3 protein-coding genes are annotated in these 4,114 nt (G+C 59.0%); 2 read left to right on the top strand and 1 reads right to left on the bottom strand.

Annotated elements, in window-relative coordinates; all coding sequences use genetic code 11:
* Window positions 1–150 precede the first annotated feature (150 nt).
* On the bottom strand, window positions 151–414 hold the full coding sequence (locus tag ACE4YL_RS04985) for a small, acid-soluble spore protein, alpha/beta type (RefSeq protein ID WP_461357943.1): 264 nt from the start codon (window positions 412–414) through the stop codon (window positions 151–153).
* A 170-nt stretch (window positions 415–584) separates the two neighbouring features.
* Between ACE4YL_RS04985 and rsxC the strand changes: the two genes are divergently transcribed.
* Both rsxC and ACE4YL_RS04975 read left to right on the top strand, forming a co-directional pair.
* Complete coding sequence (rsxC, locus tag ACE4YL_RS04980) at window positions 585–1,910, top strand: electron transport complex subunit RsxC (protein ID WP_461365303.1); 1,326 nt, start codon at window positions 585–587, stop codon at window positions 1,908–1,910.
* Window positions 1,911–1,921: 11 nt separating this feature from the next.
* A partial coding sequence (locus tag ACE4YL_RS04975) for an RnfABCDGE type electron transport complex subunit D (RefSeq protein WP_461369324.1) occupies window positions 1,922–4,114 on the top strand: 2,193 nt, incomplete at its 3' end.

Genomic DNA, 4,114 nt, shown 5'->3' with positions numbered 1-4,114 from the left:
GAGTCTTTTTCGCGCGCCCAAAAACACTCGTATGTGTCTGCCATCTCAAGATCTGTCCAACTCTGGGCGCATTTTCAGGCCAAGAGACACAAAAAGGAGCGTTGCTCCTACTCAATCGAGTAGTTCTGCAACGCCCCCTTGCTTGCGGGTTTACTGCATTTGGAAGCCGGTGGAGCGCTGCGGCTCGGCGGGAAACTGTCCCCTGAGCAGTTCCTGTTCGGCCAGGGCGATCATCCGCCTTACCATGTGCCCTCCCACTGCTCCACATTCCCGTGACGTGATGTTGCCCCAGTAGCCAGTTTTGTACTCGGGGTTGATCCCCAGTTCACTGGCTACTTCGTATTTAAACTGGTTGAGGGCCTGAAAGGCTTGGGGGATCACTTTCCGTTTGATGTTGCTTGAACCTTGGGCCATTTTCTTTCCTCCCTTTCTGGTCTGTATAATCCCCCTGGCGCGCGGGTTTTACACCTGATAGGTTTTGGAAGCCTTTTTTGCTCCCGGCAGGATTCCCTAAGGGATAGTGGAATATATTCCGATGTATTCGTGATAACTATCGCGCAGTCAGAGCGGAAAGGGTGAGCCTGTTGATTGCAAAGACATTTCCCCGGGGAGGGGGAGATATACCGCACCGCAAGTCGGCTACGGACCATAAACCCATTGTGGTCATGCCGGCGCCTGAAATTGCGGTGATTCCCCTGCAGCAGCATATCGGAGCTCCCTGCGAGCCGGTTGTCGCTGTGGGCGACAAGGTGAAGATGGGGCAGGTGGTTGGCCAGTCCAAGGCGTTCATCTCTGCTCCAGTGCACGCCAGCGTTTCAGGGCAAGTTGTGGCCATCGAGGAAAGGCCTCTAGCCAACGGTCAAAAGGCACTGTCGGTGGTGATCAAAAACGACGGCCGCGATGAACCGGCAGGGGGCACAAAACACGCTGATCTGCGGAAGCTGGCGGCCAACGCCATCCGCCAGGCGGTCAAGGATGCGGGTATTGTGGGTATGGGAGGAGCTGGTTTCCCCACCCATGTTAAGCTCAATCCGCCCAAGCCGGTGGACACCATTTTGATCAACGGGGCGGAGTGCGAACCCTACCTGACCTGTGACCACCGCCTCATGGCCGAGCGGGCTGCGGAGATGGTCCAGGGTCTTTTGGCCATCATGAAGGCCACGGGCGCCGCGCAAGGCGTGATCGGCATTGAGGCCAACAAGCCCGACGCCATCGCGAAGGTGCAGGAAGCCATCGCCGAATACGGAGAGCTTAGTGTCGCCATCCTGCAGGTGCGCTATCCCCAAGGGGCAGAGAAGCAGCTGATCAAGGCCATATTGAACCGGGAAGTGCCCAGCGGCGGGCTGCCCCACGATGTGGGCTGTGTGGTGAGCAATGTGCATACGGCCATCGCCGTCTACGAGGCCCTCAGTCTGGGCAAGAGTTCCTACGAACGGGTTGTGACCGTGAGCGGTGGTGCCGTGGTGGATCCCCGCAATGTGCTGGTGCGGGTGGGCACGCCCCTGGAGGAGCTCTTTGAGTTTTGCGGAGGCTTTCTGGGAGAACCGGAAGTCATTGTTTGTGGGGGACCCATGACCGGCTGGCCGGTTCAGGATCTGGGCGGCCCCGTGGTCAAGAACATGTCCGGCGTCTTAGCCCTCACCAAGGAGGAAGTGGGCTTCGATGAGAACCTCCCCTGCATTCGCTGTGAACGCTGTGTGCAGGTGTGTCCTATGGGTTTGACGCCTAACCTGCTCGGCGAGTATTCCCACATGGGAATGTACAAAGAAGCCGAGCGGATCCACTTAAGGGACTGCATCGAGTGTTCCCTCTGTTCTTATGTCTGTCCGGCCAAGCGGGCCCTGGTAACCTGGATCAAGCAGGGTAAAGCGGGCTTAGCCGCTGAGAAAGCCAAGGAAAAAGTGAGTTAGGGGTGAAAGGCATGCAGATCAAGACGGGTCCGTTTCTCCGTAGTCCCTTAACGATTAAGCAGATCATGATTGACGTGCTCATCGCGCTGACGCCTGCGGTGATAGCCGGTTTGGTTTTCTTTGGCCTGCCGGCCTTCAAGGTGCTGTTACTGAGTAGCCTCAGCGCCATCCTCACCGAGGCTCTGATCCTCAGGGCGCCCCTGACGCCCCGGGGCATCTTTGGCGATGGCAGCGCGGCTGTAACCGGCCTTTTGGTGGGTTTGATCCTACCCTCTACAGTGGCTTGGTGGGTGCCCATCGTCGGCTCGGTGTTGGCTATTGCTTTGGTCAAGTGGGCCTTTGGCGGTCTGGGGCACAATATCTTTAACCCCGCCTTGGGTGCCAGGGCGATTTTGCTTCTAGCCTTCACCTCCCAGTTAGTGAAGTTCACCGCCCCCTTCGAGGCGGTTACTGCGGCTACGCCTCTGCTCAGCACCCGCAGTTTCTCCTGGTCTTTGGTCTGGGGCAATGTGGGCGGCAGCATTGGTGAGACGTCAGTTATAGCGATCTTGTTGGGTGCCGCCTATCTGCTGTACAAAGGCCATATCAACTGGCGCAACCCCGTTGGCTATGTGGGCAGCGCCTTTATCCTGGCACTGCTTTGGGGTTTAGATCCTTGGTATACCATTACCGCGGGCGGGCTGCTGTTTGCCGCGGTCTTCATGGCTACGGATATGGTTACCTCCCCAGTTACGCCCCTGGGCCAGCTGATCTTCGGGATCGGGTGCGGCCTTTTGACCATGGTGATCAGGCAGTTTACCTCTCTGCCGGAAGGGGTCACCTTTGCCGTACTGACCATGAATGCCCTGGCCCCGGCCATTGAGTCTTTGACCATTCCGCGCATCTTCGGCCTTCCTGTAAGCCAGGAAAGCTTTAAGAAGGGCATCGCCGTAACCGCGGCCGCGGTAGTTGTGTTTGCGGCTTTCTTTGTGCTTCTAGATCGGTCGCAGCCCCCCGCTACACCGGTGTTCAGCTACGGGCAGTACCTGCCCATTGGCGAGCTGTTGGGTCAGGATGATTACGAAGTGGTGGATGAAAACGGCACCCGCTATTACCTGATCCGCGACGCGGAGGGCAACCCCGCCCAGACCGCGTTCGTGGCGGAGCAGGGTGGGTTTAACGGCCCCATCCGCTTCTTGATGGTACTAGATGCCGAGCATCGGATTCAGGACATCAGCGTCCTGGAGCATCGGGAGGATCCAGGGCTTGGCGAACTGGCCACAAGGCCGGAGTTCCTTGCGCAGTTTGTGGGACTTGACAAAGACAGCTCCTTCACCCTTGGTGTTGATATCCAAGCCGTGTCCGGTGCCACCATCTCTTCCCGGGCTCTGCTCAGCGGAGTTCAGAGGGCTCTGGAGCAGTTTGACCGCACCTTCTTCCCGCAGGAAGAACCGGGGGCCTACGCTGATGGCACCTATTACGCCCAAGTGGATTCCTTCGGCGGCCCGCTGGAACTGGAAGTGGTAGTTGCCGGCGGCCGGATTGCAGCGGTGAACGTTCTGGCCCACTCCGACACGCCGGGTATCTCTGATCCCGCTTACGGCAATGTGCCGCAGCGGATTGTGCAGGCCAATTCGCCGCAGGTGGAAGCCGCTTCCGGCGCCACGGTTTCCAGCCAGGCCATTATGAAAGCTGTGGAGCAGGCTCTGATGCAGGCCGCGGTCGGAGCTGCGGCCGAAGAAGCGGCTGATCTCTTCGCCATTTTGGTGGAAGACGGCACGTACCGGGCCAGCGCCAACGGTTTCGGCGGTGAGCTGGTGATCGATGTGACCGTTGAAGGCGGGAAGATCACAGACATTGAAGTTGTGGAATCCCAGGAAACCCCCTTCATCGCCGATGCAGCTTTCAAAGCGCTGATCCCCGCGATCATCGAAGCCCAGGGGCCGGTTGATGCCGCCAGCGGTGCCACCTTCACCAGCAAGGCCTTGCTGGAGGCTGTGGAGAAGGCGGTAAGCGGAGTAACAGAAGCGCCGGAAGGAGAGGCCGCGTACCTAGACGGCATCTACCGGGCGCAGGTGGACTCGTTCGGCGGTACCCTGGAACTTGAGGTGGTTGTGGAAGGCGGCCGCATTGCGGCGGTGAACGTTTTGGCGCATTCCGATACGCCGGGCATCTCTGACCCCGCCTACGAGAATGTGCCGCAGCGGATTGTGCAGGCCAACTCG

This window comes from Candidatus Darwinibacter acetoxidans, assembly GCF_041936445.1.
Lineage (GTDB): Bacteria > Bacillota > Limnochordia > Darwinibacteriales > Darwinibacteriaceae > DTU010.
The sequence above is the reverse complement of the archived record's forward strand: the minus strand, read 5'-3'. Positions and strand labels throughout refer to the sequence as shown.